22 protein-coding genes, 12 tRNA genes and 1 rRNA gene are annotated in these 22,239 nt (G+C 42.5%); 2 read left to right on the forward strand and 33 right to left on the reverse strand.

All coding sequences use genetic code 11. The features are described 5' to 3' along the window. Positions 1-5: 5 nt before the first annotated feature. The 15 genes from rsxE to QOL74_RS06615 all read right to left on the reverse strand — a co-directional run bounded on the left by rsxE (position 6) and on the right by QOL74_RS06615 (position 10,462). A complete protein-coding gene (rsxE, locus tag QOL74_RS06545) occupies positions 6-599 on the reverse strand; it encodes an electron transport complex subunit RsxE (protein ID WP_346771731.1) in 594 nt (197 codons plus the stop codon). A 22-nt stretch (positions 600-621) separates the two neighbouring features. Next, the gene (locus tag QOL74_RS06550) at positions 622-1,155 is read right to left on the reverse strand and encodes an RnfABCDGE type electron transport complex subunit G (RefSeq protein ID WP_283408634.1); all 534 of its coding nucleotides are present in this window, start codon (positions 1,153-1,155) and stop codon (positions 622-624) included. Then, complete coding sequence (locus QOL74_RS06555) at positions 1,148-2,101, reverse strand: RnfABCDGE type electron transport complex subunit D (protein ID WP_283408635.1); 954 nt, start codon at positions 2,099-2,101, stop codon at positions 1,148-1,150. The genes QOL74_RS06550 and QOL74_RS06555 overlap by 8 nt, the downstream gene beginning before the upstream one ends. Before the next feature lie 19 nt (positions 2,102-2,120). Beyond that, positions 2,121-3,449, reverse strand: a complete 1,329-nt coding sequence (gene rsxC, locus QOL74_RS06560) for an electron transport complex subunit RsxC (protein ID WP_283408636.1) — start codon at positions 3,447-3,449, stop codon at positions 2,121-2,123. Positions 3,450-3,457: 8 nt separating this feature from the next. Beyond that, positions 3,458-4,015, reverse strand: coding sequence for an ATP-binding protein (locus QOL74_RS06565; RefSeq protein ID WP_283408637.1), 558 nt, complete (start codon positions 4,013-4,015; stop codon positions 3,458-3,460). After that, positions 4,015-4,740, reverse strand: a complete 726-nt coding sequence (locus QOL74_RS06570; RefSeq protein WP_283408638.1) for a PHP domain-containing protein — start codon at positions 4,738-4,740, stop codon at positions 4,015-4,017. The genes QOL74_RS06565 and QOL74_RS06570 overlap by 1 nt, the downstream gene beginning before the upstream one ends. After that, the gene (locus tag QOL74_RS06575) at positions 4,737-5,072 is read right to left on the reverse strand and encodes a DRTGG domain-containing protein (protein WP_283408639.1); all 336 of its coding nucleotides are present in this window, start codon (positions 5,070-5,072) and stop codon (positions 4,737-4,739) included. Before QOL74_RS06575 ends, QOL74_RS06570 begins: the two co-directional genes overlap by 4 nt. Before the next feature lie 33 nt (positions 5,073-5,105). Then, positions 5,106-5,600, reverse strand: coding sequence for an ATP-binding protein (locus tag QOL74_RS06580; protein ID WP_346771725.1), 495 nt, complete (start codon positions 5,598-5,600; stop codon positions 5,106-5,108). Then, a complete protein-coding gene (locus QOL74_RS06585) occupies positions 5,539-5,895 on the reverse strand; it encodes a DRTGG domain-containing protein (RefSeq protein WP_283408640.1) in 357 nt (118 codons plus the stop codon). Before QOL74_RS06585 ends, QOL74_RS06580 begins: the two co-directional genes overlap by 62 nt. 47 nt (positions 5,896-5,942) lie before the next feature. Beyond that, positions 5,943-6,962, reverse strand: coding sequence for a C40 family peptidase (locus tag QOL74_RS06590; protein ID WP_283408641.1), 1,020 nt, complete (start codon positions 6,960-6,962; stop codon positions 5,943-5,945). 131 nt (positions 6,963-7,093) lie between these two features. Continuing rightward, positions 7,094-7,813 (reverse strand): YebC/PmpR family DNA-binding transcriptional regulator, encoded by a 720-nt coding sequence (locus tag QOL74_RS06595; protein ID WP_283408642.1) that lies wholly within the window; start codon positions 7,811-7,813, stop codon positions 7,094-7,096. A 140-nt stretch (positions 7,814-7,953) separates the two neighbouring features. After that, positions 7,954-8,703: an NAD(+) synthase gene (gene nadE / locus QOL74_RS06600; protein WP_283408643.1), complete on the reverse strand. Its 750-nt coding sequence runs from the start codon at positions 8,701-8,703 to the stop codon at positions 7,954-7,956. Positions 8,704-8,845: 142 nt separating this feature from the next. After that, positions 8,846-9,241, reverse strand: a complete 396-nt coding sequence (locus QOL74_RS06605) for a CoA-binding protein (RefSeq protein ID WP_283408644.1) — start codon at positions 9,239-9,241, stop codon at positions 8,846-8,848. A 59-nt stretch (positions 9,242-9,300) separates the two neighbouring features. Further along, positions 9,301-9,939: an IMPACT family protein gene (locus tag QOL74_RS06610; RefSeq protein WP_283408645.1), complete on the reverse strand. Its 639-nt coding sequence runs from the start codon at positions 9,937-9,939 to the stop codon at positions 9,301-9,303. A 91-nt stretch (positions 9,940-10,030) separates the two neighbouring features. After that, entirely contained in the window at positions 10,031-10,462 is a 432-nt protein-coding gene (locus tag QOL74_RS06615; protein WP_283408646.1) for an NUDIX hydrolase, read from the reverse strand. Positions 10,463-10,714: 252 nt separating this feature from the next. On the opposite strand from QOL74_RS06615, the gene QOL74_RS06620 reads away from it, so the two are divergent. Next, positions 10,715-13,558, forward strand: a complete 2,844-nt coding sequence (locus QOL74_RS06620; protein WP_283408647.1) for a transglycosylase domain-containing protein — start codon at positions 10,715-10,717, stop codon at positions 13,556-13,558. A 17-nt stretch (positions 13,559-13,575) separates the two neighbouring features. Further along, entirely contained in the window at positions 13,576-14,073 is a 498-nt protein-coding gene (locus tag QOL74_RS06625) for a MogA/MoaB family molybdenum cofactor biosynthesis protein (RefSeq protein WP_283408648.1), read from the forward strand. A 110-nt stretch (positions 14,074-14,183) separates the two neighbouring features. Here the strand turns inward: QOL74_RS06625 and moaC are convergent, their stop codons facing one another. The 18 genes from moaC to rrf form a co-directional block, all read right to left on the reverse strand. After that, positions 14,184-14,690: a cyclic pyranopterin monophosphate synthase MoaC gene (gene moaC, locus QOL74_RS06630; protein WP_283408649.1), complete on the reverse strand. Its 507-nt coding sequence runs from the start codon at positions 14,688-14,690 to the stop codon at positions 14,184-14,186. A 30-nt stretch (positions 14,691-14,720) separates the two neighbouring features. Beyond that, positions 14,721-15,926: a tRNA uracil 4-sulfurtransferase ThiI gene (gene thiI / locus QOL74_RS06635; protein WP_283408650.1), complete on the reverse strand. Its 1,206-nt coding sequence runs from the start codon at positions 15,924-15,926 to the stop codon at positions 14,721-14,723. 4 nt (positions 15,927-15,930) lie between these two features. Further along, positions 15,931-17,082 carry a cysteine desulfurase family protein gene (locus QOL74_RS06640; protein WP_283408651.1) on the reverse strand — a complete coding sequence of 384 codons (1,152 nt, stop codon included), beginning with the start codon at positions 17,080-17,082 and terminating at the stop codon, positions 15,931-15,933. 106 nt (positions 17,083-17,188) lie between these two features. Then, a complete protein-coding gene (locus tag QOL74_RS06645; RefSeq protein ID WP_283408652.1) occupies positions 17,189-18,589 on the reverse strand; it encodes an S-layer homology domain-containing protein in 1,401 nt (466 codons plus the stop codon). A 243-nt stretch (positions 18,590-18,832) separates the two neighbouring features. After that, on the reverse strand, positions 18,833-20,797 hold the full coding sequence (locus tag QOL74_RS06650; protein WP_283408653.1) for a SpoIID/LytB domain-containing protein: 1,965 nt from the start codon (positions 20,795-20,797) through the stop codon (positions 18,833-18,835). A gap of 291 nt (positions 20,798-21,088) precedes the next feature. Continuing rightward, a tRNA-Arg gene (locus QOL74_RS06655) sits at positions 21,089-21,165 on the reverse strand. Between the two features lie 6 nt (positions 21,166-21,171). Beyond that, positions 21,172-21,245 (reverse strand) — tRNA-Cys (locus QOL74_RS06660). A gap of 9 nt (positions 21,246-21,254) precedes the next feature. After that, positions 21,255-21,330, reverse strand: a tRNA-Lys gene (locus QOL74_RS06665). A gap of 7 nt (positions 21,331-21,337) precedes the next feature. After that, a tRNA-Gly gene (locus QOL74_RS06670) sits at positions 21,338-21,412 on the reverse strand. 14 nt (positions 21,413-21,426) lie between these two features. Then, a tRNA-Leu gene (locus QOL74_RS06675) sits at positions 21,427-21,509 on the reverse strand. 13 nt (positions 21,510-21,522) lie between these two features. Beyond that, a tRNA-Asp gene (locus QOL74_RS06680) sits at positions 21,523-21,599 on the reverse strand. A 6-nt stretch (positions 21,600-21,605) separates the two neighbouring features. Continuing rightward, positions 21,606-21,681: transfer RNA gene (locus QOL74_RS06685), tRNA-Val, on the reverse strand. A 4-nt stretch (positions 21,682-21,685) separates the two neighbouring features. Continuing rightward, a tRNA-Glu gene (locus tag QOL74_RS06690) sits at positions 21,686-21,760 on the reverse strand. 8 nt (positions 21,761-21,768) lie between these two features. Next, a tRNA-Met gene (locus QOL74_RS06695) sits at positions 21,769-21,845 on the reverse strand. Between the two features lie 12 nt (positions 21,846-21,857). Then, positions 21,858-21,933 (reverse strand) — tRNA-Met (locus QOL74_RS06700). Between the two features lie 30 nt (positions 21,934-21,963). After that, positions 21,964-22,052: transfer RNA gene (locus QOL74_RS06705), tRNA-Leu, on the reverse strand. A gap of 5 nt (positions 22,053-22,057) precedes the next feature. Then, positions 22,058-22,132, reverse strand: a tRNA-Asn gene (locus QOL74_RS06710). 24 nt (positions 22,133-22,156) lie between these two features. Next, positions 22,157-22,239: ribosomal RNA gene (rrf, locus tag QOL74_RS18460) — 5S ribosomal RNA — on the reverse strand; the annotation flags it as partial.

Consider the following 22,239-nt stretch of genomic DNA (forward strand, 5'->3'; position numbering starts at 1 on the left):
CCTCCTTAAGATTTTGACTTAGAATAAACCATTTTATTGAAGATGGCCATCAAAATTCCAAGCGCAAGAAATGCCCCTGGAGCCATAGTCATAATACTCATTGGTTCGAATGCTTCGGGCATTACAGCCATGCCAAAGACACTTCCAAACCCAATGAGTTCTCTGACAACACCCAATACAACCAGGGCCAATGTAAAGCCAACTCCCATTCCCAACCCGTCAACGATAGACGCACCTGCACCATTTTTGGAAGCAAATGATTCGGCACGACCAAGAATTAAGCAGTTAACCACAATCAAGGGAATGAAAATTCCCAATGCCTGATCAAGTTCAGGTGTATAAGCTTTCATCAGCATGCCTACCATGGTGACAAACGTCGCAATGACGACAATAAACGATGGAATTCTTATTTTAGGAGGAATCACATTTCGAATCAGCGAGATTACAAGATTGCTGCCAAGGAGTACCGCTGTTGTTGCCACACCCATTCCAAGCCCATTGATGGCAGTATTAGTAACGGCTAATGTGGGGCACATGCCTAATGCTTGCACAAAGATGGGGTTATCTAATACAATTCCACGTCCAAAAACTTTTCCCATGTTCACTTTATCCACCTCCTGACTAATTATTCAATATATCTTCGTAAAGTGCTGCTGCAGCTCGCACACCATTGTTAACCGCTTCACTGGACACAGTGGCACCGGCTATTGTATCCACAGCAATAGAGCTGTCTGCTGTAAGACCAGTAAATTGAGTCTTATAGCTCTCTTCGGTTATTTTAGTCCCAAGGCCTGGAGTTTCAGTCTGTTCAAGAATTTCTATGCCCGTAATTTCAGCAGTGGCATCAATACCCACCATCATTTCAATGGGACCACCATATCCTCCCGGAGCCACTTTGATGGTGAAACCAACCAAATCTCCACCCTTGTATCCGGCATAAACCTCTTTTATCATTGATGATGCACTGATCTCTTCGTGATCAACAGGCTCAAAACTGTCAGCCTCAGAGAGTAACACTTGCATGGAAGCAATATCCCCCGCCATTGCACGTTCCAAAATAATGCCTTCTGTCATACTGTTCGTGATCCCAAGCACTAGCCCAGCGATACTCGTAATCAATAGTAGAATAAGGCCCATTTTAATCATATCACGCATGTTGTTTCTTCACCTCCCCATAAATAGCCGGGACCGTATAACGCTCTATTAATGGTGTAGCCACGTTCATTAACAGGATTGAAAAGCCTACCCCTTCATTGAAACCGCCAAACAAACGAATCACTGTAGTCAGCAATCCACATCCGAAGGCAAATATGATACGTCCTTCACTTGTTACCGGCGAACTGGCATAATCTGTAGCCATGAAAATAGCACCAATCATTAATCCACCAGAAACAACATGATAAGCCATATAGTGGAAGTTAAATCCACTGTATATTAATGTTAATGCAGCCACTGTACCAATATAGATCAACGGTATACGTATTGCAATTACATTTCTGTATATCAAGTACAATCCACCTAACAATAAAAGAAGTGCAGAGGTTTCACCCATACAACCACCAATATTGCCTACAAAGCTGTCAAAAAGCGATGGTGCATTGCCAGGTACCATCATTTGACCTTTTACAAAACTCAGTGGTGTCGCTGTTGAAACTGCATCAGCCCCAGGGGTAATCCACTCCGTCATTCGCCCTGTCCAAGACAGTGTCAGCAAAATTCTGGCAGCCAAAGCCGGATTCATAAAGTTTTTTCCTAATCCACCAAAAAGTTGTTTAACCACGACAATAGCAAATGCAGAGCCGATCATGGGAATCCACCAAGCGGAGGCAGCTGTTATGTTTAAAGCAATCAACAAGCCCGTAACAACAGCACTCATATCACTGATGGTTACTGGTTGCTTTCTCAACTTCTGCATAACGGCTTCTGCCATCACCGCTGTAATCACGGCAATTAGAATTAGAATCAGTGCTCTGGTTCGAAAAAAATACACGGCACCAATCGTTGCCGGCAAAAGTGCGATCACTACATCGGACATGACTTTTTGAACACTGCTTTCATCACGAATATGGGGTGATGAAGAGACAATGAGTTTTTGATCCATTCTGTTTCCCTCCCGTCAACTATTTCTTTTCCTGTCGCTTTTTAGCCATAATACTGCTTTTTGCGACTCGGATAGAATGAACCAGCGGCCGTTTCGATGGACAAATATATGAGCAGGACCCACATTCAATACAGTCCATAGCGTGATACTTCTCTGCTTCATCCATGCGTTCTTTTAATGCATTTTCACTGATCATTAGCGGCATCAGATGAATGGGACACACATCAATACACTTGCCACATCGAATACAATTCACCGGATCCGGAATAATGGCTTCGTTTTCATTAAAGGCTAGTATACCTGAAGTCCCTTTGCCAACAGGGATTTCATCCATTTCCTGGGCTATTCCCATCATAGGACCTCCCAAGATCAGTTTGCCGGGAGTTTCTTTATAGCCACCGCACTGTTCAATAAGATCAGCAACAGATGTTCCAATTCGTACTCGCAAGTTTTTTGGTTCTGAAATACAAGTTCCTGTTACTGTTGTGATTCGATCGACTAAAGGCATTCCCGTCCTAAAGCTATGTGCGATTTGGAATGCAGTGCCGATATTATTGACCACAACGCCGGAATCCATCGGAAGTCCGCCTGAAGGTACTTGTCTTCCGGTACAGGCATCAATTAATTGTTTTTCAGCTCCCTGAGGGTACTTTGTTTGCAGCGAAACCACCTGAATGCCAGGAGTTTCCGAAACTGCCTGCAACATAGTTGTAATCGCATCTGGTTTGTTGTTCTCAATGGCAATATAGCCCTTTTCGGCGCCGACAGCCTTCATAATAATGAGTAGCCCTTCCACGATCTCACCGGAACTTTCTATCATGAGGCGGTGATCAGCAGTCAAGTAAGGCTCACATTCAGCACCATTAATAATAACAGTATCAATGGGTTTTTCAGCCGGAGGTGAAAGCTTAACATGGGTCGGGAAAGTCGCCCCCCCCATACCAACAATGCCGGCTTCTTGAATTACTTTTGTTATTTCGCTTGATTCCATCAACTTATAATCACCAGGGGATACCACGCTCTCATGCACTTCAAACTTTCCGTCCGATTCAATAACAACACAAACTGCTTCCCGTCCTCCGCCAATGGCACGAACAGCAACTTCCTTCACTTCGCCCGAGACACTGGAATGGATTGGTGCAGACACAAATCCCTGTGCTTCACCAACCATTTGCCCCACCTTAACGTGATCTTTTACTTTCACAACCGGTTGGCAAGGCGCACCAATATGCTGGTGGAGTGGGATGATGACTTTCTGTGGATCCCTGGCTGTTTCTATTGACAGAGATTCCGTCGCTTTCTTGGATTCCGGCGGATGAATCCCGCCCTTGAAAGATAAAAATTTCATTCTCCTGATCACCCCTTAATAGGTTGTTGATATAACTCATCTATTTCTTCTTGCAGTGATTGCTTAATCCAGGCAATGACATCAGGGTGATTCAGCGGCACGTCTTCTAACATAGGCCGCAGCTCCTGCGTGTTAAATGTCAATTTGCGCTGGTTGAAGCAGTGTTCGTACTGCAAGTCAAAATCATTATCGTTCATTAATATTAGAGCTATCGTTTCTGCCATATTTCCCAATGGCATTCTGTCAATATGCGACAGACGAAACCACGCAATCAAATCAGTGCCACATTCCTCAACTGATTTGATTTCCAGGCTGCCGTCGCACTCTTGAGCCGCTTGGTTTAACAAGGGAATTCCAAGGCCAACACGCCGGGTTTTTCGAGTTGTTGTAAATGGATCTTTGACGCTATTCAGTAAATCTGTAGCCATCCCTTTACCATTGTCTTTAATTTGGATTTCCAGGCGGTCGTCCACGGTGTCTTCATGAACAATAATGTTAATCAGGCTGGCGTCAGCACTGATAGAGTTTTGAACAATGTCAAGTATATGCAGTGCCAACTCTTTCATTATTTCGCCTCCTGATGCCGCGATAAACATTGCAGCAACTGTTTGATGCTTACCTGTTTCAACTCAACAAAAAAAACCTGTTCCAGAAGATTGCCCAGGTTGTGAGCGTCTGAACTGATAATCTGTCGGTAAATTGCTAATTGCTTTTGTAGACTAACAGGCAACGCTCCGCCGTTATTCTTGACTACTTCGATAGAATGAATTGGAAGCTCTGAGGGAATAAAACCTAGATTTGAAAGAATGCTGAAACTGTCTCGGTTAACATGAGCCGGTACCGGTACTCCTCCATAATCAATTATTTTCTTAATTAACTGGTCGAACGATAATTGAATTGCATTCATTAGCAGTCGATTATCTTCATCTATAAGTCGATCCATTGAGTCGAAGAGCCATTGATGTCCAAAAATATCAGGTCTATTCTGCAAAGGCGGAAGGTGTCTTTCAATATCTTTGTAAAAGCTGGCCAATGCAGTATACTCATTAAAGTATGCGAGCAAATGAACTTCTTCCTGCGTTGTAATTTCTATGCCTGGAACTACCAACAATGGTGTGTTTTGCGATGCCTTGATGCAGGCAGACACGTTGCCTATGGCGTTGTGATCGGTAATTGCAATCATTTGCAATCCTTTTAGTATCGCCATATTCACGATATTGTTGGGGGTCATATCTTCGTCTGCACAAGGAGAGAGTACGCTATGGATATGAAGGTCTACATAGACTTTCATAACACATCTGCACCCGTCAACTTAATTGCCAGTTCATACGCTGTCAGGGATGATTGAAAAAGGGGTATTCCTTCATCATTGGCCTTCTTAATTGTTTCATGAGGAATATCTGCATCTTCTACTACCACGATACAGCTAATATCTGCCATCAGCGCAACGGCCAGTATATTCAAATTGGTCTGGATTGTTATCCATAATTGTTTTTCCTGCGCTCGTCCCATAACCCAACTGAGCATATCACCAATGTAAATGCCTTCAATTTCCCGCTGAAGTCCATTTGCGCCAGCAATCAAGGTCAGGTCGTTATTCTGGCATAGTCCTTCTACTGTCATGTCGGCACCTCCTTTATCTTCATTGATGGGAATTCAAGTCGATTGATGGAAGATGATCTGCAACTTTGTAAATTTACCGACTTCCGATTCTATCACGAACTCGTCGGAGCATCGTTTCATATTTGGAAGCCCCATGCCTGCTCCAAATCCAAGTTCTCTAACATCTTTTGATGCAGTGGAATAGCCTTCTTTCATTGCCAATTGAATATCAGCAATCCCCGGGCCCCTGTCTAAGATAACCAGTTCAATGATTTCGGGATTTAGAATAAATTCAATGCTTCCTCCATCTGAATGTATGATAATATTCATTTCCGCTTCATAAGCGGCAACTGAAACACGTCGGATAATATCAGGTCGAACGCCAACTTGTTTCATGATTTTTTTAATTTGACTGGATACTTCTCCAGCCCTCTTGAAATCATTTTTTTCAACAGCATATGCACGCTGAATTGTAACCACCCCATCACTATTTGTGGATGATATTTGCTCCGCTAAGTCCTTTGGAGTATAAAATTCCCGAAGCAACAAAAAGAATATTCCTTGTTGTCATTGTCACGATGTCATTTTCTTCTGCCATGCGTATGGTTTCCTCGTCCGGGCGTTTCCCTCTGACAAATACAATGGAATGGATATCCATCATTTCAGCAGTTCTAATGGTGTGTGGGTTGGTTAGTCCTGTAAGAAGCAGTGTTTTGTCATCTACAAATGCCAACACATCACTCATGAGATCTGCTGCAAAGGCATTAGTGACCTCTCGGTCAAGGAACTGGTGACCAGATAGTATTTCTGCATCCAACAATGATTTTATCTCCAACAATTTCATCGCGTGACCTCCTTGAAGATTATTTTGCTCATGGCTATCCTGCAAAGCTAGAATAATCGTCGGGCAGTATTGTAACGTCTGCGATAATTATCTTCATTCAACGATGATACGATCACGCTCATGCTGCCGCCGGAGGAAGCATGAATAAACTGGTTGTTACCAATATAAAAACCGACATGATTGATGGACCCACTCGTATTATTGAAAAATACAAGGTCGCCCACCTGGAGGGTGTCACGACTCACAGGTGTTCCAACACCTGCCATCGTACGAGATGATCTTGGCAAATTAATACCGTTTGCTTTTAATTCATCTTTATAGTATGTGTTGAGAATATAATAAACATATCCCGAACAGTCAAATCGACTGGGACCTGCAGATGCGTACTTATACGGGCTTCCCAGATAGGACTTTGTAATGCTTATAAATTCATCTTCGTTACCTCTGAAGCCGCCTCGATTAACAGGATTCTGACCATTAATAATCAAAGATATGTCATCCTTGGGTATCCACCCGATACGACCGTCTTCGGTCTCAATGACGTATGCTTTCGATTCATATCCGCTTATGTATACAACATCGCCCAGTTGAAGCGTTTTAACACTTTGAGCCAATTCCTTCGAGTCGTAAACAGTGGAAGAATCTTTGTTGATGGCTCCAGATGGCAGATTGGGTATACGAACTATGTACTCACCGTGAACCCATCCCTTTTGACCATCACTCATTACTACGTGCAGCCATTCATTTTCATTATCAATTACTCTTATTTCCTGTCCTCGATTTAATTGAGTAACTCGTTGAGCTTCTGTTGAAGGAGATATGCGAACATTTAAATTGTCTGCATCTACAACTCCTTTTGTCACACTGTTTCGATTTTCAGGTTGAATGACCAGTAAATCTTCAAATATCCATCCCGTTGTTGCGTCGGAAGATATTTGATACCAACCATTCAATTCCTGCTTAACCACTACATTCGTCCCTGCTGAGAGCTTGGCAATTGCGGATTCTTCAAACCCTCCACCAGCCCTGACTGTAGCATTATCGCCGATGACAATACCAGAGCCCATGTTTGCAAAACCCGTTTGCACTGTTAACAAGAAAAAAGCTATTGTCAGTAAACCTTTTCTGAAATGTGCTGTTCTTCTGCCAGTGATAATGAATCACTCCTCAGTTACGGTTTTTGTGATTTCTCTCGCAATTACAATGTCTGTTCCCAGTTGTGATGCACCTCTTGAACATCATCATTGTCTTCCAATAAATCTACCAATTTGGCCATCTTTGTGCTGTCTTCTTCGTTTAATTTAACTTGTGTTTGCGGTACATAGACAGTCTCTGCTTCAAGTATATGAATGGAAGCGGCTTCCAGCTTTCCCTTAATCTGATGCAAGTCTTCTGGTGCTGTCATGATCACATATGCATCTGATTCATCAACAAAATCTTCAGCTCCTGAATCCAATGCAATCATCATCAACTCGTCTTCGATATACTGATCGTTTTTTTCAATAATCAATTGCCCTTTTCGATCAAACAAATAAGAGACGCATCCACTGGTTCCAAGATTTCCACCGCACTTGTCGAAAAGATGACGCACTTCCCCGGCAGTTCGGTTTCGATTGTCTGACAAAACTTCAACAATCACAGCCACACCGGCAGGTCCGTAGCCTTCATAGATAATCTGCTCAAAATTCTGTCCGTCATTATCGCCACTGGCTTTTTTAATTGCCCTGTCGATATTATCATTCGGCATATTATTGACCTTGGCTTTATCAATTGCTGCCTTCAAAGCGGCATTGTACTCTGGATCTGTCCCCCCTTCTTTCACTGCAACAGCTATTAATCGTGCCATTTTTGTATAAACAGAGGCTTTCTTCGAATCCTGCTTATTCTTCCGTTCTTTAATATTGCCTATCCTTCCCATTGATCGCACTCCTATTCAGTTTAACGTCACAAGTATTAACCTATTGAGTATTAATCAATTTGCTGTTCAGCCAAAGATTGGCTTGACTTAACATTATCATAGTCATTTTAGCACATCAAAGGGCTTCGCGCAATTGATCTTTACCACTCAGGCATCGGGGGCATTTGTCTCTTATGCCTAGTTTTTTCATGCATTGATTGTATGATCATTTTTTCTTTTTCCGGTATCATTTTACCCTCAAGAAATTGATCGATTATTTCATATGTAACTCCCATTTCATCTTCATCAGTCTGCCCTTCCCATAGCCCCGCTGAAGGTGCTCGTTCAATGATCTGTTTAGGTACTCCCAGCTCTTCTGCCCAGCGATACACTTCTGATTTTAATAAACCTGCAATGGGCAAGAGATCCACTCCCCCATCACCATACTTAGTAAAGTAGCCTGTGTAAACCTCAGCTGCATTGTCAGTTCCAACCACTAAATAATTCATTGCATTAGCAACCGCATAGATGGTACTCATGCGTAAACGGGCTCTCAAATTAGCATCGCTGATTTTTTGATAGTGTTCAGTAACTGGGCCTGTTTTCTGTAGGACATCTGTCACTTTGTTGATCATTGTCCGATGAATCTCTGAAAAATCGATTATTTGATACTGTAGGGATGCAGCTTCAGCAACGGCAATTCCGTCAATGACATCTTTTTGCTGACTGCTTATCGGAAGTATCAAACCCATAGAATTATCTGGGTAGGCCCGTTTAATTAAATTGGCAACAACCGCTGAATCAATTCCACCTGAAATTCCAACTACCAAGCCTTTGGCTCCAGCATCATTAACCTGATCTTTCAACCACTCAATGGATTTGGCAATGCGGGTGTCATCAAATACATTCATCTCATTCAGCTCGCTTTCATATAGAGTGAGGGTATCTTCCTCCTTATTTTATCTGGTTGCATTATATCACATTTGCCTGCAAAAAAATAAACGCCCAAGTAAATGATTCGTGAAATCAGGCGTTTATACGGCGTTATTTAAGTTAATGACCAAGTGTGACAAGTACGCAATCATTATACACTATATTCAAATCCAAATCTCGTGCTCTTTGCAGCACATCGCGGTCATATGTTCCTGGCTGAAACCAAATGTAAGCAATACCCGCATCCGCAGCTTCTTCCACCAATTTCAATGCAACAGGCGGAGGCACCACAACGCTGATACAATCAGGTTTTTCTGGTAAATCTTTCAACGTTGCGAACAGTAATTCGCCTTCCAGTTCTGCGTAGTTTGGATTTACTCCCCATACCTGATAATGGTTTTGTTTAAGTGATTTAAATATTTTATAGCCAAATTTTTCTTCATTTGGTGTTGCACCCACAACAACCCATTTCTTCATGGAGATCATTTTACGCTTACTTTCCTGTACGTTATCCATTTTCCATTCCTCCCACAAATTCATCACATAATGTTTATGCCCGAAATATCAAAAAGTAATCAGTCCATTAGAGACTTAATATATCGATACTCTGTTGACTGTTGATTCATAATTATTTGTGACGAAGAAATATCATCAAGGCACCTTAATATTAGTTCTTCATAGTCGAAGGGTACCACAAGTCTCAATTTTACAACTTCACCGTATTCGACTTCATCCATCAGGACGTCTTTGTTCTCAAGTTCATATTGCACTTTACCCCAATAGTGATATGGACAACTGACGACATAAACGCTGCATAATGTTAATGTAATAATCCCGGCTGCTTGAATTGCCCCCATCGCAGTATGAGAATAAGCCCTTTTTAAACCGCCTGTGCCTAGCTTAATGCCACCAAAATACCGCAGAACAATTACCATTGTATTATCCAAAAAGCGATGCTTCAATAATTCTAATATTGGGAGACCTGCTGTTCCAGATGGTTCTCCATCATCGCTGAATCTTTGAATCTGCCGATCGACTCCAAAAACATAAGCATATGCATAATGATTGGCGCCAGGGTATTTAATTTGAGTATTTTTCAGGAATTCAGCAGCTTCCTCTTCGTGTTTCAATGGAAAAGCAATACCAACGAATGATGATTTTTCAACTTCCAACGTCATTGCAGACTGCCGGGCTACCGTACTGTATTTTTTCATTGTTCAGCTCCTGCTTTTCATCTCCGCATTTATTCAGCAAATAAGCAGCAGTGTCATCACCGCTGCTTATTTGTGTATATAGTTTAATCTATTAGATGGCCACTTTTTCTTTCATCATTTCTTTATATTTGCGGTAAGAAAGACTGATGAGCGATCTGTCCTGACTATAGGTTATTTTATCAATAGCCTCATCAATTGGGTAAAATCCACCATCAACAAATCCTTCAGTTGTATTCACCTGAAACTCTTTGGATTTAGCATTCATAATGTACCACACAATTTGGTTGCACACGGGTTGCTTTCTGGTGACAGAAAAAAATTCGTAACATGTTTCACCGGCAGTTGACAGAATTTCTGCTTCAAGACCCGCCTCAATATCAATGCGGTTATAAGCAGTATCTGCCGCTGGTTCATCATTACGAATCTTACCTTTAGGCAATACCCATTCATCTTTATCATTCTTAAGAATAAACACTTGATTTGCGTAAAACACTACGCCACCAGCACAGTTGCGAACAATCATAACAGATTCCCCCTTCTTTCCTGTACTATCTTTATGATACCTTATTGCAGTGAAGTTTACAATCCCTTTTATAAATCTTTACAGTTTTCTACTTGACTATCTTCCGAAACCTATTGACATATTTTACGTCTCTTATCTTATAGCATTCAATTGACAATGATCAGGGCTTGAACGGCTACTTCTTTTTTCAATCAACAGGTTGTGGTATAATCAATCGGAGATTAAATTGCAGTTATTAATGGAGGGTCATTCATGAATCGCGAGTCACATACAACAAGCAATCGTACACGGGCTTCCCAATCATCAGGCAGTTCCACGGCATCAACAGTGCGCCGACGCAAAAAGAAAAACTCTGCCGGAAAAGTCATCTTTTGGACACTCTTGATATCAATTTTTTTGGTGCTCTTTCTGGCAGCAGGCACTGCACTTGGAATTGTCGCTGGAATTGTCAAAGAAATTGAACCCATTGATGCCAGTAATATTTACTCATTTCTTGATGAAAGCTCATTCATCCTTGATGAAGATGGACATGTGCTGGAAAAAGTTCAAACAGAAGGCTACCGCTCCCTGGTTGATTATCAAGAAATTCCAGATCATTTGATTAACGCTTTTGTTGCCATTGAAGATGAACGATTTTGGTCTCATAACGGCATCGACATCAAGCGCATTTTCGGAGCTTTTTGGGCAAATTTTCGCACAGGTTCCATGCAGGGAGCCAGCACAATCAACCAACAACTCGCCAAGATCATTTATCTTTCTCCGGAACAAACATATACCCGAAAAATAAAAGATGCCTATTATGGAATGCAGCTGGACAGTCAGTTAAGCAAGGAACAGATTCTTGAGGCTTATCTGAATACCATAAATTTGGGAAGCGTCGCTTACAGTGGTTCTTATAGCGTTCAGGCTAATGGTATCCAGGCTGCAGCAGAACTTTATTTTTCAAAGGATCTCGGTGAACTGACGCATGCTGAAGCCGCCTTGCTGGCAGGCATTGCTCGCAACCCACCCAGATATTCTCCCGTTTCAACGCTTCGAAAAGAGAATGTTCGTGACACGCATGTTGTTTATAATGACAGCGACGCAGAATATACAGTCGTATTCAATCCAGAAACCCTACCGCGCATGAGATTGGTTTTAAGCAGTATGCGCCGGTTAAATTATTTAACAGAATCAGAGTATCAGGCTGCCCTAAACCAAGATATCTCTGCAAGTATTAACCTTAACCGATTAACGAATGATGAGATTTCTTCCTACTTTGGCGATCTTGTACAGCGAGATGTTATCAACGAACTTGAAAAAATTGGTTATACTCGCAGCGAGGCGCGTCAAATGGTTCAATCAGGAGGTCTTGCGATACACAGTACTCTAAACATGCGCATGCAGCGCATTTTGGAAGAAGAGTTTAGTAAGGCGGAGAACTTTCCCGGCACATTGCGCGATAGTGAAGGAAATTACATTCTGGATGAAGAAGGCAATGTTCAGCCTCAATCAGCGATGGTTATCATTGATGATAATACCGGCCACATTAAAGCACTAATTGGCGGAAGGATGAGCGACGGGCAAAAAATATTTAATCGTGCACTTTCACCCAGGCAGCCAGGATCAGCAATGAAACCATTAGCTGCTTATACTGCAGCTCTTGATCTGGGTCTTACGGCAGGTACTGTTGTGGATGATATCCCAACCTATCTAAATATTCATGCGCCGAATACTCCCTGGCCGCGTAATCACTATACAAGTATTGGTTATTATGGCTTAATGACCATGCGCGAAGCGATGCGGGTTTCAAGTAATGTTGCTGCAGTAAGATTTGCAGAGATGCTTGGTCAGTACGATGATCGGCCTCCGGCCAAAATCATGTTTGACTATATGGAACGAATGGGTATCACATCGCTGGTTCACGGAAATGACCCTGTTATCAGCAATGGTCAGGCCTTCCATGACGAAAACTATTCCATGGTACTGGGTGGTATGACGAAGGGCGTTTCGCCGCTTGAGATGACCAATGCCTTTGCTGTTTTCGCCAATCAGGGAATATATACAGAACCAGTCACTTTTACAAAAGTATATGACCGTCGTGGAAACCTGATACTGGATAAAAAGCCTGAACGAAGCCGAGTCCTTTCCGAACAGGCTGCTTTTATCATGACTGACTTGCTCCGTGATGCCGTTTCATCAGGAACCGGCTCCAGAGCCCGCATCGATCAAGGCAACAGTCAGATTCCTGTAGCGGGCAAAACAGGTACAACCAGCGATCAAAAAGATGCCTGGTTCGTAGGCTATACACCTTACTATACTGCGGGTGTATGGATCGGACATGATTTACCTGAAAAACTGTCGGAAGGAAGTCGTATGGCTGCAGAACTGTGGAAGACTGTCATGGTACGGGTTCATGAAGACCATGCTCCCAAGTCCTTTGAACAGCCTGACGGCCTGGTACGCGTCAATATATGTTCCAAGTCAGGAAAACTTCCCACAGAATTGTGTGCACTTGACCCACGCGGAAGCACGGTGCGATCGGAATTATTTGTTCAAGGAACACAACCCACCGAATACTGTGAAGTTCATGTGCAAGCCGATATTCACGTTCCCAGTGGAAAATTGGCCACCGAGATGACTCCCCCATGGGAAGTTGAAACCCGAATTTTTACAAAGCGATCAGAACCCTATATTCCTGAAGAACATAATGGTATTGTTCCGCAGGACTTCCCGTACGAATTACCTCTGGCGGAATATGACCCCTTCATTGATGGTTCAGGAAGTTATATCCCCTTCGATCCAGGAAATTCATGGAACTGGGACCCAAACGATACGCAGGACAACAATACACCCTCAAATGAATCACCGACTGACTCCAACTACATCAGCAAAACATTGCGAATCGGACCATTAAGCTTCGAAGGAACTGCCCAGTTGTCACTTTATCGGGTGCATGATGGTAGACGAACACTACTCGAAGTGCGTACGCACCAGATTGATCGTGATGGTGATCATTGGGAGGTTCGTATCGTCGGTACTCCTGGCAGTGGATTGTCACAATACGAGGTTGAAATCAACGGGACAGTCAGATACCAACAATCAGTCGAATTTTAATGAAGGGGGATTCATTTATGTTTACCGTTGGTATAATCACCGCCAGTGATAAAGGTGCCCAAGGCCAGAGAGAAGATCAAAGCGGTCCTGCAATTGCTGGTTTTATCGAAAAAATCGGTGGCAAAGTAGTTCAAAAAGTTATCATACCCGATGAAAGGGAGGTTATCTCCAAGCAATTGATTGCCTTTTGTGACGTGGATCATCTGGATTTAGTATTCACAACAGGTGGTACAGGCTTTTCCAAGCGCGATATTACTCCCGAAGCCACACAAGATGTGATTGAGCGTGTTATTCCAGGCTTTACAGATCTAATCCGGGTTAAGAGCTTTGAGTCTAATCCAAGAGCTATACTCTCCCGAGCCGTTGCAGGCATTCGCAAAGATACGATCATTATTAACCTTCCCGGAAGTCCCAAAGGTGTACTTGAGGCACTGGATATTATTGGTCCTTCTCTGGTACATGGCATTGAAATTTTGAAAGGAAGCGCAACAGAATGTGCTTCGCATCATCAGTAAAGAAAACCATATGGAGTATATGAAATAGCAAAAACCGGCGTAATAACTTCAACGCCGGTTTTTGCTATTATGATTGATTATCTGTACCAGTACTTTCAGATTTTTTATACTTACACTAACGGAATTTCATCTTCCTCTGTGCCAGGTCTGACATAATCACCTGATTTTCCGCCAGATTTGCGCAACAGGCAAATATCAGTTATGGTCATTTCCTTATCAATGGCTTTGCACATGTCATAAATGGTCAGTGCTGTTACTGATACTGCAGTCAATGCTTCCATTTCCACACCTGTTTTACCGGTTGTTTTAACACTTGCCAAAACTTCAATTCTACTATTTTCCCGATCAATATGAAACTGAACATCGGCACCTGAAAGAAACAGGTTATGACACATGGGTATCAGCTCACTGGTTCTTTTGGCGGCCATAATGCCAGCTACCTGAGCCACTGCCAGTACATCCCCTTTATAAATGTCGTGCTCGATAATACGACGAAGCGTTTCTGGTTTCATTGTAATTGATCCCTTGCAAGTTGCCTCACGCTGTGTATTCAGTTTATGTCCAACTTCAACCATTTTGGCACGGCCTTCTTCATTAAAATGTGTTAACTTCGACATGCTGCTTCCTCCTTTTGTACATTATACGGGCTAAGACAAAGCATCTTCGCACACCACCTGATGCAGTGGCTCTTTAACCCATTCCACTTCAACACTATTCAACAAATCGGTGGTCATCGCTTCCATCTCAATCAATTTTTCCGAGTTTACAATTTTATCCAGACGTGGTTTGGTGACAGGACGTTTAGGTAAAAAAACAGTACAACAATCCTCAAATGGTAAAATAGATGTCTCATAAGTATCAATTTTACGGGCAAATTGAATGATTTCACTTTTATCCATTGCTATTAATGGTCTAAATACAGGTAGCGATACCGCTTCATTTGTTACACGTATGCTTTGAATTGTTTGACTTGCCACTTGTCCCAACGACTCCCCAGTAATCAACGCATCGCACTCGTGTGAAGTGGCCAGCAGTTCTGCCAATCGGGTCATCATTCGACGCACTAAAATTGTTCCTTCGTCATCCGGACACTTCTCGGCAACTTCTTGTTGAAAGGGCAGCAGGTTAATAGAGAATAATTGAATTGGTCCACAATAATGCGAAAGCAGCCTGGCAAGATTTTTGACTTTATCCATAGCTTGTTTGCTTGTATATGGGTAACTGTGAAAATGCACCGCCTTTAAAGCAACACCTCTTCGAGCCACCATCCAGCCAGCCACCGGGCTGTCGATTCCTCCGGAAAGCAACAGCATCGCATTGCCATTAGTTTCCCTTGGCAATCCGCCTAATCCACGAATTCTATCGCTGAAAATATATGCTGATTCTTTGATTTCCACATGGATGGTTGTCTCTGGATGATGTACATCCACTAAAAGCCCTTCTGTGTGCTTTAACAGATACGCGCCAATCTCTCGGCTGATTTCTTGAGAGCTATTTGGAAACGACTTATCTGTTCTCTTTGTCTGCACCTTAAATGTTTTTACTCCCCGCTGTAATTGTAGATGCAACAATTCATTAAGTGCAGCTTCTTTTATCCCTTCCATAACGACAGGAATCTTAACAGCGATACTGATCAAATCAATACCAAATACCTTCATCAACGCTTTCAGCAGTGGAGATTCATCCCGCTGCTCGATGGGCACGTATATTCGATTGTGCTGCAAATAAAACGAATGACACCCTAGTGGCTTAAGCACGCGACGAACTGACTTCATAAGCTTTTCTTCAAAAAGGCGTCGGTTTTTCCCCTTTAAAACCGTTTCACCACTTCGGATAATAATCAGCTTTTCCAACGATTCACCTCTTCATCATTTTTCTCATTTTTTTTGTATTTTTTGCCAAACAACCCAAAAAATAATCCAATTCTTCAAGCGTAAGGCTTTCATCAAAACTAACCCTCAAAGCACCTTCTATTAAATGATCAGGTACTTTCATCGCCTTTAGAACATGACTGCCTGCCTTGTGTGATGAACATGCCGACCCAGCTGACAGATGAATCCCATCATCTGACAACATCCGTAGCATCACTTCGCTCTTTGTTCCTTCAATGCAAACCTGAAGAATCCCCGGAGCCTGATTGTCCTCTGTTGCTTCAATAATGTGAACATCGTCGAGAACTGAATTTAATGTCTCAATCATCTGGTATCTCAAGCTTCTTGTCTTTTTAATTTTTTCGTTCAGGCCATTTATTTTCAACTCTAATGCTGCTTCCATGCCAGCAATTCCTGCAATATTTTCAGTACCGGCTCGAATCCCGTTTTCTTGTCCACCGCCCATAATCATGGACATCACTTTTCGGGGATAACGAATGAATAAGGCTCCAATACCTCTGGGCCCATTGAATTTATGACCACTGATGCTATAAAAATCAGCCTGCAGCGCAGACACATTCACTCGAATTTTTCCCACAGCCTGAATACCGTCAATGTGAATCAACGTATTCGGATTGCTATCTCGAATGACCTTGATCGCGGCTTCCAACGGTTGTTTAATTCCTGTTTCATTATTAACGTGCATCAAACTAACCATTGCTGTTTCACTCGTGACCATTGATTCCAGTGCTGCAACATCAATCATTCCATTTTTCTGACAGGGAATCTGAAATACTTGTTCGCCACTTTTTTTTAAAAAGCTGTATGGCATCATCACAGATGGGTGTTCAATAGCGCTACATATCCACTGGTACCGGCCAAACTTCCAACCATGTGTCCCCATGATTGCCAGATTGTTACCTTCTGACCCTCCTGATGTGAAGATGAGCTCTCCTGATGATACATGGAGCAAATCTTTGATGGTTTTTCGGGACAATTCCATTTTCTGATTAACAGAATATCCGGCATGGTGCATTGAGGAAGGGTTCGCATAATTTTCTTGATAGCTTTGATTCATAACACGCATCACATTGACATCTAATTTTGTTGTTGATGCATTATCCAAATATATTTCCATATACATCCCCCGCTTAAATGAACTCGACGCTTATCATCATAACGGAATATGTCAGCGATGTAAAGCTTCCAATCGTTGTTTGTGGATTGGAAGCTTGTCATATGATCTATTGACTTTGAAGAATGATTTGTTTTGCAAGACCTGTGAGATGTTCTTCCACTTCAGATTCAAAGAACCAATAACGAGAATGTTCCTTTAATTGTTCCCAGTAATTATCGAGGCGATCAAGTGCATAACCCGTTCCTTTATCAATAAAACTGATGAATACGTCGTTTTGAATCAGAATTAACAGCGTTGGTATATCTGTTTCGGATTGGATCAAAGGTGGGTATAGTTCCGCCGCCTCTGTCAAACGATTTTGATTCAATAGTTTTTCGCTAAGAAGTATCGTTGATTCAATCTTTTCCTGTCGACTCAACTCACTTCGACGGTGTCGCTGCAGTGCATCAATGAAAAGAGTGTCAGGGGCTTCGTTTTGAATTTCATAAGCTAACAACAAGAAATCATTTACATCCGATGGATTCATACCCATGTATTTTTGCAAGGCTTCTGTTGCCAGTTCCACCCTTCTTAACGGATTAATGGATTGATCGTAGACCATCAAATAAAAATTATTTGCCAATACTCTCTGATAATCCTGGTTTTTCAGGGTCCATAAAGTTTCGATTGGATCAGGATCATAAAGATCGCGTTCATCGAATGGTATAAACCCTACAATGTCCCGATATTCCAGAGTCGCAATAATATTATTCATTTTTCGATCCAACTCATCATATTGACTTCTATTTAATGGAATATCAAGAACCGGATACCCTAATTGTCTATTGTTTTCAGGATACGCAATCGAGAGTCGGTCGATTTTCAAGTAGGAAAGATTATGATATATTTTTTCTGCCAGTACAGCTGCTTCAGCTCGGGTTATCAAGTTGTCAGGGCGAAATGTCCCGTCCTCATAACCACTGATAATTCCACTTGCCGCCAGTTCGCTCAATTGATTTGCATGGGGATCAGCGGCATTCACATCAATAAAGTGTATATCTGCCGAATTAGAAATAGGGGGTGTTGTCAGGCCATGTGTTAACAGTGCAACTTCAAGACGTGTAATTGGTATGTTTGGATAAAAAAACTCGCCTGGAAAGACAGTTTTTAATGCGAGGGCATCTTCCTTGGTCGCAAACATTTGCTGATGAACATTCTGGACACTTTTATATGCCCAGTGATTAACTGGCAGATCATAATAGTCTGCATCACTTATGGAGAATTCACTCTTCAATCCATTTAAATTAATAATTTTATTGATCATCACAACAAATTCTGCTCTAGTAATGGAATGATCAGGTCTGAAAGTTCCGTCAGGATACCCGCTGAAAACCGGAACATCGAAACTTACCTGATAGATTGCTTCTTCAGCCCAGTGATTGTCTATGTCATTGAATATAAAAGCATTGACTGTATATGTTGAAAAAATCATCATCAACACCAGCACTACTATGCTCCGTTTTTTCATGATTTCCCTCCTGTTAAAAGTCAAATTCGTTATATAATACCACATGACTTATTTCATTTGGCCTCGCTATGTTTACATACTACCCAATAGTTGTAACGATATTGCCAGTAAATGGTTTCAGATTTCATGAAACATTTTTTGATTCTTCTTCTGAAAATGACAAACAAGCGATTCGAGGCACTCCCCTGAAAGAATGCCTTGAATCGCTTATTGGGCTTAATCACAAACTATTAAATCTACAAATTATTCGATGTGAACTCCTGAATAATAGTGTTGCAGAATCTGCTGCCAGGAGTATCCTGCTTCTGCCATCGATTTTGCTCCATATTGACTCATACCAACACCATGGCCATATCCTTTTCCAGCAAAAATGACTGATTGATTATTCAGTTGTATATTGAAATAGTGGCTTTTAAGCCCGAATACCCATCGATTCTCCTGCTTAATTAATTCTTGAATACCCTGACTACCCACAACGATCAATTTGCTGACACGTCCGTTTTCAGTCATCTCATCAATATAAACATTTTCTACTTCACCAATGTTCATTTGATTATTGCGCATTGCCTGTTCCAACTCTGGATATGTCATACTAACTTCCCAGCTCGCGTGTGGAGCATTGAGCGAATATGAATCATCTACTCCTCTAGCATATGGAACTGCTTCACGCCACACATTCTCACTGGATTCAGTTCGCCCTCCGCTATTGGAATGATAATACGGAATTACCAGTTCCCCCTGATAGGTCATCACTATTCCTGTGGTTTGATCGACTGCTTGATTGGTGCTTGATTGTTCACTGGTATATCCACCATATACCTGAGAATTGACCGTTGTGCAAACGTCAAAACCCAAATCGCGATATTTGCCAAGGTTCGCAATGGCAAAACCTCTGGCGGCAACAGCCTGTGCCTTGAGTGCTTCTAAACTCCAACTATGTGGCATCTCGCGTGGTACAACACCGTACAAGTATTGTTCAATAGGCAGTCGATTAATGACCGTCACGTTTTCGAATGGTTTTCGAATGGCTGTCACTGATCCACGATATTTTGCCTGACCAATTTGCACCAATGACTGATCAGGATTATTCGATTCCGAGATAATGTGAAGCGGCGTTTCTGATGAATATACAATAATTGGATTTCCTGAGCTGCTACTGATTCGAATACGTCTTGAGTCAGCGGCAACAACATGCCACAACACAGAATCAACTTCCAGCTTTATGATATCCCGATCTGCATCTGAAGCTGTTTGGTAAGGACCAACGTAAACGTTCCATCCATGCATGTCACGTGCGATTAACCCGGTTACTCCTGACAAACGCAGCTCTTGCAAGAATTCCTGGGCCTTCTCCAATGTTTGTATCCACCCATCAGTACCAATGTAATAATTGTCATCACGTACCAGCTGCAATTGATTAGTGTCTTGGATTCTAATCTGTGGATTGAACTGATCACCAGCAAATTCACCAATAACAAATCCATCACCTGTTGTTACCTGTATGCGAGACAAAGCCGTTTCACCAAAATTAATCCCTACGTCAATATACTTTGGAATATCTGATTTATCAAATGGTTGATGATAACTATAACTTTCTTCCGGATCCAGTTGAGTCGAGTGTCTGGTGACAGTAGTAACTGTTTCTGTTTTGTTGTCATTCTGTGTAATTGATGTTTCTAGTAAAGGTTCGGGAAATTCCAGAGACGCAACACGAGCCTGTTCGCTCCAGCCCACATTCCCATAGTTTTTCAATTGATTAAAGTAAATTGCTGTCTGACCATCAATGTTAAAAGAAACCACTTCAATACCATCAAGATAAGTTTTGATGTCGGTAAACAATACCGGATAAAGTCGCTTACCCGGTTCTGTCTGAGATACTTCATAAGGCTTTCCGGTAATACTTTGTGCTGAATTTCTGTTTACATGAAGTGTTCTCTCCTGTTCATTCCATGAAACGTTAAAACCATATGCCCGTAAATCTTCAACGATGATCGCGGTATATCCGTTAATATTAAGAGAAGGAATAGATTTATTGTCAATGACCGCAAGAATATCAGTGGAAAGAACCTCGCCAATCTCCGTGCCCACTGTCATAGCGTGGCTGATATTTGTCATCAGTAACATAATAGTCAGAATGACTATCATGCTGATAGTCATTATTAAACATTTTCCTTTAGTTGAAGAACTCCTATAATGAAATGCTCTCATGGCATATTCCTCCTCTATGAAACTACATTTATTTTACATAATATGGCTGTTTTAGTAAAGGGATATGACTGACATGTTATGTAGTTGTAAGAATCAAGTCTAATTTCTCACATTTAACCATGGTGTTGTTCTGTTATCTCAAAAGGAACATGATGATCATATCATAAGGCTCTGTGTGAAATTTTTATGATCAAATGACATCAACTGTGTTCTATTTTTAAGTCATAATCATAATTATATCATGCGAAAAAGGCCCGAACGTTTATTTAACGTTTGGACCTTTGTACGTTCTGGTGCGCCCAGAGAGATTCGAACTCCCGACCTCTTGATTCGTAGTCAAGCACTCTATCCAGCTGAGCTATGAGCGCACGATGTGGAGGCGACACCCAGACTCGAACTGGGGATAAAGGTTTTGCAGACCTCTGCCTTACCACTTGGCTATGCCGCCTGATAAATCTGGTGACCCATCCGCGACTCGAACGCGGGACACCCTGATTAAAAGTCAGGTGCTCTACCAACTGAGCTAATGGGTCAAATCACTGGAGCGGAAGACGGGAATCGAACCCGCGACCCTCGCCTTGGCAAGGCGATGCTCTACCGCTGAGCCACTTCCGCATAGTAATAAAATGTGGTGCGGGTGGAGGGACTTGAACCCCCACGGTCGCCCGCTAGATCCTAAGTCTAGTGCGTCTGCCAATTCCGCCACACCCGCAACAATATAAAGATGGCGACCCGGAAGGGGCTCGAACCCTCGACCTCCAGCGTGACAGGCTGGCATTCTAACCAACTGAACTACCGGGCCGGATATTGGTGGGAGCAACAGGGCTCGAACCTGTGACCCCCTGCTTGTAAGGCAGGTGCTCTCCCAGCTGAGCTATGCTCCCACATTGGTGACCCCTAGGGGAATCGAACCCCTGTTACCGCCGTGAAAGGGCGGTGTCTTAACCGCTTGACCAAGGGGCCTGGTTAATTGGTAGCGGCAACAGGAATCGAACCTGTGACCTTTCGGGTATGAACCGAACGCTCTAGCCGGCTGAGCTATGCCGCCATATTAAAACAATGGTTGCGGGGACAGGATTCGAACCTGCGGCCTCCGGGTTATGAGCCCGACGAGCTTCCAGCTGCTCCACCCCGCGTCGTTAATTGATGAATCTTAGCTAAAATCCTGGTGCCGAAGACCGGAATCGAACCGGTACGATCTTGAAGGATCGCAGGATTTTAAGTCCTGTGCGTCTGCCAGTTCCGCCACTTCGGCATGATTGGCTCCAGAGAGAGGACTCGAACCTCCAACCTACCGGTTAACAGCCGGGTGCTCCACCATTGAGCTACTCTGGAATGTTAGGGTATTTAGAAGGTAAGGAGTCGCAGCGACCTACTCTCCCAGGACTTCACGTCCCAGTACCATCAGCGCTGAAGGGCTTAACGGCTGTGTTCGGGATGGA

This window comes from Anoxynatronum buryatiense (assembly GCF_900182905.1).
GTDB classification, from domain to species: Bacteria; Bacillota; Clostridia; order Peptostreptococcales; family Tindalliaceae; genus Anoxynatronum; species Anoxynatronum buryatiense.